We start from the raw sequence: 6,000 nt of genomic DNA, 5'->3' as shown, positions 1-6,000 counted from the left end.
TCACAACCCTGCCCACAGCAAGACTTTCAACCGAAAACCCGACCACAGCAGCAATCCCGACGAACTCACAGAACCCCATGCAAGATCGAGGCTAGCCCGCTCGTTCTTCGCACGCCGGACATGGTCACAAAGTGTTTGGCAGACCCGCTCGAATGCCTTCCGTGATGGAGCAACCGAAAGGAAGCGATACGTGTTTCCCTTTCCCGCGTGGAAACTTGCTACGGTGGGCAATGAATCGTGAGGCTGCTCAGGCCGTGTGGAACCGGCCGGAATGCGGTCTCAGGCGGGCCGACCGGGATCGAGGCGAGCCGTACACCTGCCAGCGGCATGTCGTACTCCCCTGCGGGTTTATTCTCCTGAGTTCACAGGTGCCCGCAGTTCAGCGCCTCCGTGGTCGGGAGCCCAAGCGAAAGGGTGGCTCCGTTGCCCACCACCGACCGTGAATTCGTTGTCGCCGAAGCCGTCCTCAACCTGGTGGACCGCGGAGACGACTTCGACCCGCTGGACATGCTGCATGACCTGACCACGCACGTGGTAGCCCTGCTGCCCATCCGGTCCGCGGGAATCACCCTCCTGGACAAGCACGGCCAGGTCGACTACGTGACCGCGTCCGACGAGATATGCCGCCGGCTCGAAGAAGACCAGATCAAGCTGGGCGAAGGACCCTGCGTGGACAGCACCCGCACCGGGACCGCCCTCGCCCCGACCGCACTGCACCGGTACGGCCCCGCCCCGCTGCGCTGGCCCCGGTTCACTCCGCGCGCCCTCCGCGCGGGCATCACCAGCGTCGCCGCCGTGCCCTTGCGTGACAGCGACACCGTTATCGGTGCCCTCAACCTGATGATCGCGGCCTCCTCAGTACCTACCCGCCATGACCTGCGCCTGGCGCAAACGCTGGCCGACACCGCCGTCCTCTGTCTGCGGCAGCGCCGCGTCCTGCTCGGCAAAGAGGCGATCATCGACCAGCTCCAAACCGCTCTGGACAGCCGCATCGTCATCGAACAAGCCAAAGGATTTCTCGCGGCACACTGCCAGATCACCGTCGACGAGGCCTTCCTCCGACTACGCAGCCACTCCCGCAACAACCACCACAAACTCAGCGATCTCGCCTCCCAGATCGCCCAAGGAACCATCCCCACCCACTTCGGACCGCCACCCTGACGGACCCGGCCCCTCGATCAGGGTGCCGTGCTGGATCGCCGAGGCATGTGTCTCTTCCCTACGCTGTCTCGTCGGGCGGTGAGGTCGTTGCGGAAAGCCCTGACCGGATCGCTTCCGGGAGAACTCGATGAACATTCGGCGGACAGCGCCGCCAGAACCCGCGAGGCAGGCGGAACCGCCAGCATGCGCACACCGGAATTCGGGGCTGCGCGCGGGATCGCGCGCACCGCGAACCAGGTGATGCGCTCGGTCGCCGGAGCGACCACCATGATCGTCCATCGGTGCCGGCGTGCGCGGACGCGGTCTCTTCGGCGGATCACCACGGGGCCTCCGTCGATGTCGATGTCGCCACGCAGACCAAGATTCTCAGCTCAGTGATCTTGTGGCGCTGATGAGCATCGCGGTGTGCACGGCCAAGTACACCGTCCCTGTCCATGCGAGGTCGCGTCATCGGAGTGATGATCTTGGTGCGGTCGGGTGCTCCATCACGGTGATAGTGACGAACAATTCGGTCATGGACACCAAAGCGGACCACACGTCGATAGGGTGGTGTCGTCATAATCGACAACGTGTGTGAAGGGATGGCACCAGTGGCTGTTTCCGTGGACCTGGCCAAGCAGTTGGACAAGGCGTACGAGGAGCTCTCCGTATCCGAGGTCCTCGACGCGCCCGTCGCGGCACTGGCAGGGGTCAGCGAAGGCGACGCGGAGAAACTGGCCGCGGCCTTCGGGGTCAAGACGGTGCGCGACCTGGGAACCAACAAGTACTTCAAGCTCGCCGCGACGCTGGCCGAGCTCGACCAGGCCACCAAGTAAGCCCTCGGGCACAGCCGTCCTGACGGGGTGTGGGCGCTTCCAGCCCACACCCCGTCAGCTTTGTCCAGGTCATCGGGATCGCGCCGGACGGCCGTGCCCGGACTCGACGCGTGGCCGCTGACGGAACAGCCGGTCGGCGGAGAAGAGACCAAGCAGGTTTACCCTGGACGCCAATCACTGCCAGTCACCCAGTGCGCTCCTCGCCATCGCTAATGGCTAATCAGCGGGTTCGCGGCTGGCCGGCCAGTAGGAGCAACTCTCAACTTTGACCGCTACAATGCGCAGCTCCATCGAAACCCATCTGTTGTTGTGGCACTGCTGGCCGCTGCCTTTCTTCGCCGCTCAGAGCACGTTTTCCAGATAGCGGGAACGCGCCCATTCGACATCGTGAACCACCTCGGCTCCTGGCTCGCCGGGAACACGCTCACCCGCCCGGCCATGAAATGGCTTTGCGGCCACACGATCGCCCGCCTCCACCACCGTCTCAACGCCGAAACCGACTCGCCTGCGGCATGTGCTACCCGGACCGATGGGCCCTTCTTCACCGGCCAGACACACCAGGGCCAGTCCCCCGCCCTTGCCCGCGGCCGCCTGAACAGGCTCGGTTTCCGTCGTCGCCATACCGGCAGCATGTCAAAGAGGTGCACAACCGACTGCTTCGGTAAGCGACCCTCCTCGGTGCTGGGAATCTGCGAGGAGCCCGCAAGGCCGGGCTCTTACGTTCTGTCATGTGGTCGCCCACGCGGCCACGCACTGTCGTCTCATCACAGGAGGTCATCCGTTGAAGCGTCTCGCAACCGCCATCCTCATCGGCGCCGCGGCGGTCGCCCTGCCCGCCACCGCCGAAGCGGCACCCGCGTCCGCGCTGATCACCTGCGGTACCCACAGCGAGGACCGGGGCGACCACACGGCCTACTTCTACGGCAACTGCAACAGTGGCGGCAGGGAGGTCGTCGTCCAGGTGTGGATGAATTGGAACGGCGTGCAAAACATCTACCAGCACGACATCTGCGTCGCGCCGCACGAGGTGGGGCATCTCGGGAACTCGCCCAAGGACGCCGCGCCTTCGTACAGCTACTTCGGCAAGAACACCGGCCGGGCCTGCTGACCGGTGCCGCCACGAGCTTAGCCTCGATTCGACTCGGACTTCGGCGACAGTTCGTGGAGATGACCGCGTACGACGTCCGCCATCGGGTCGGCGAGGATGCCGAGCACCGGGAGGGCTTCTTCCCAAGCGTTCCTGGCCTGTTCCGGATCATCGTCGGCCCTGCGGGCGTACCCCAGGTCTACGAGTGCCGCCGCCAGTTCGAGCTGATCACCGCTTTCGCGCAGTGAGTCCACCGCCTCGTCGAAGGCGGCGAGCGCCTTTTCGGGACGGCCCATACAGCGGTACAACCGGCCGAGATTGGTGAGGGTGACACCTTCTCCCCAGCTGGAGCGAAGTTCACGATGCAGGCGCAGCGCGTCGGTACAGCAGCGCAGCGCCGAGTCATGCTCGGCCAGTACCCGATGGGCGCCGCCCAGGCTGTTCAACGCGACCGCCTCGCCCCAGGTATCCCCGAGCGCGCGCGAGGACTCGACGCAACGATGAAACACCCCGACGGCGTCCTCCGGTGTTCCCGCGGTCACGAGAACCTCGCCGAGGGTGTGCAGGATCGCGCTCTCACGGCGGTGTTCGCCGGTCTCGCGGCACTGTGTCATCGCGTGCCGCAGTGTCCGCTTCGCGTCCTCGCATCGGCCGATCCAGTATTGAAGTGTTCCCAGGGCGTGCAGAATCCGCGTCTGGCCGGGCTGTACGGGTCCGCTCTGTCCGGTGGGCGGGCGACCGGGGCGGAGCAGCTGCACCCAGTCCTCGAGCGACACCCGGCCGTGGTGTGTCGCCGTATCCGTGTTCGGTGTCAGGCTGAGACTCGTCTGATCGACGTGAGACCAGTCGACGAACTCCTCGTAACCGCTGAAGGTACGGACGAGTCCCTTCGGCATGGCGAGGCGGACGCCGGCCCGGTCGCCGGGAAAGAACCGCCGATAAGCCGCCGTCATCGTGTTCACGTAGTACTCCAGCACCCGCGACTGCGCCCGCTTGCGGTCCGGTTGTGACTCGCTCGCGAGTCCCTGTTCGCGCGCATAAGCACGCAGCAGGTCGTGGAACTGGTACCGCTCGGCCTTGACCTGCTGGATCAGGCTCGCGTCGACCAGGGACTCCACGTGCCGGTCGGCGTCGTCAGGTGAGGTGCCGAGAAGCGCGGCCGCCTCGAAGCGATCCACATCCGGACCCAGATGGAGGCCGAGGAGGTGAAAGGCCCGCCGCGAGTCCGGCGGAAGCCGGTGATACGACAGGGCGAACGCCGCGGCGACACTGCGGCTGCCCGAACGCAGCCGCGGCACGATGTCGCGTTGGTCGCTGAGCCTGCGGCGCAGTGCCGTCACCGGCAGGGACCGGGACAGCCGGGCTCCGGCGATCCGGATGGCCAGCGGCAGTTCGCCGCACAACCGAACGGTTTCGGCGATCGCCGCGCGGTCCGACTCGGCGCCGCGGGCGGTCGCGATCCGGGTGAGCAGCTGACCCGCGTCGGCGGGCGAAAGCGGATCAAGGGTGAGCTGGCACGCCCCGTCGAGGTCCAGCAGGCGATGCCGGCCGGTGATCACCACGGCACAGCCCGGTCCGGCCGGGAGCAGGGATTCGACGCGCACGCCGTCTCCCACGTTGTCCAGCACCACGAGCGCCCGCCGCTCGGCAAGGGCGTCGCGCCAGAGCATGGCCCGCGTCTCCGTGTTCTCCGGTATCGCCTCCGCGGGGACGCCGACGGCACGAAGCAATACGTGGAGCGCATCGTGGGCGTCTCGCGGTTGCAGACCCGGCGTGTGCCCGTACAGGTCGATGTAGAACTGCGCGTCGGGGAACCGGTCCGCCAGTGAATGCGCCAGATGGACCGCGAACGCCGTCTTCCCGACCCCGGCCATCCCGTCGACGGCGACCACCACCGGCGACGTCCGGTCGGCGCTCGCCGAACACAGTTCCGAGATGAGGCTCGTCTCGGCATGGCGTCCGGTGAAGTCCGCGACATCGGGCGGCAGTCCGCGCAACCCGGCGGTCCTGGGACCCCACGCTCCGACTTCGTCCCTCGGGGATTCGTCCTGTAGCCGTGGCACCGGGTCGGCCTGCTCCAGCACCCTCCGATGTGCCTGCCGCAGCCGCGCTCCCGGCTCGACCCCCAGTTCCGCCACCAGGAGTTCACGGGTCTGGCGGAACACGTCCAACGCCGCGGCCTGCCTGCCTGACCGGTACAGCGCCACCATGAGCTGCTCGCACAGCGACTCCCGCAGCGGGTAGGCGGTGCGCAACCGCTGCAGTTCGGCGATCACCTCGGCGTGGTTTCCCAGTTCCAGTTCGACCGCGAGGCGTTCCTCCTGCACCGCCAGCCGGGTCTCCGCCAGCGCGTCGGCGTTGGTCCGGGCGAACGGTCCCGGCACTCCCGCGAACGGGCTGCCCCGCCACAGTTTCATCGCGGAGTCGAACTCGACCACGGCTTCCGCCAACCGGCCGGCCGTGACGGCTTCGCGCCCCAGCGCGACATGGTCGTCGAACACGTCGAGGTCGAGTTCACCCGGGTCGACCCGGATCCGGTAGCCGCCTGCTTCCGAGACCAGCCTGTCACCGCGTTCGGCTGCGGCGAAAGCGCGCCGGAGGCGGGACACGTAGGTGCGCATCGTGTCCACGGCCGTGGGCGGCGGCTCCTCGCCCCAGAGGGCATCGACCAGCGATCCCAGTCCGACCACCCGGTTGGCGTTCACCAGCAGCGCGGCCAGCACGGCCTGGGAGCGCGGCCCGCCCAGCTCGATCCGCCCCAGCGTCCCCCACGCCCCCACCGGACCGAGAATCCCGAACCGCACCGCGCCCCCCAAGACACCGCCGAAGACTCCTCTATACCGCAGCCTCGCAGGAAAGCACAAATGGATTAACGCGGGCGTGGGGCCGCCAGTGAGATCGAGGTCGCGCTTGCTACCTCCTTTCCATTCCGGTGCA

General features: G+C 67.2%; 5 protein-coding genes. 3 read left to right on the top strand and 2 right to left on the bottom strand.

Features of this window, described 5'->3' with window-relative positions:
• Positions 1-423 precede the first annotated feature (423 nt).
• Entirely contained in the window at positions 424-1,161 is a 738-nt protein-coding gene (locus tag AC0685_RS32595; protein WP_478229003.1) for an ANTAR domain-containing protein, read from the top strand.
• Positions 1,162-1,751: 590 nt separating this feature from the next.
• A complete protein-coding gene (locus AC0685_RS32590) occupies positions 1,752-1,976 on the top strand; it encodes a hypothetical protein (RefSeq protein ID WP_478229002.1) in 225 nt (74 codons plus the stop codon).
• A 342-nt stretch (positions 1,977-2,318) separates the two neighbouring features.
• On the opposite strand, the gene AC0685_RS32585 is transcribed toward AC0685_RS32590, so the two are convergent.
• Positions 2,319-2,597, bottom strand: a complete 279-nt coding sequence (locus tag AC0685_RS32585; protein ID WP_478229001.1) for a hypothetical protein — start codon at positions 2,595-2,597, stop codon at positions 2,319-2,321.
• A 160-nt stretch (positions 2,598-2,757) separates the two neighbouring features.
• Between AC0685_RS32585 and AC0685_RS32580 the strand changes: the two genes are divergently transcribed.
• The gene (locus AC0685_RS32580; RefSeq protein ID WP_478229000.1) at positions 2,758-3,084 is read left to right on the top strand and encodes a hypothetical protein; all 327 of its coding nucleotides are present in this window, start codon (positions 2,758-2,760) and stop codon (positions 3,082-3,084) included.
• Between the two features lie 17 nt (positions 3,085-3,101).
• Here the strand turns inward: AC0685_RS32580 and AC0685_RS32575 are convergent, their stop codons facing one another.
• Positions 3,102-5,867, bottom strand: coding sequence for an AfsR/SARP family transcriptional regulator (locus AC0685_RS32575; RefSeq protein ID WP_478228999.1), 2,766 nt, complete (start codon positions 5,865-5,867; stop codon positions 3,102-3,104).
• Positions 5,868-6,000 lie beyond the last annotated feature (133 nt).

It is taken from the genome of Amycolatopsis sp. NPDC043889 (assembly GCF_056435645.1).
Note: the sequence above shows the minus strand (reverse complement) of the source record. Positions and strands in the feature narration are given on the sequence as shown.

Bases quoted from the DNA above. Each gene is read 5' to 3' on its own strand.
- AC0685_RS32585 (WP_478229001.1), bottom strand. From the start codon at position 2,597: ATGGCGACGACGGAAACCGAGCCTGTTCAGGCGGCCGCGGGCAAGGGC.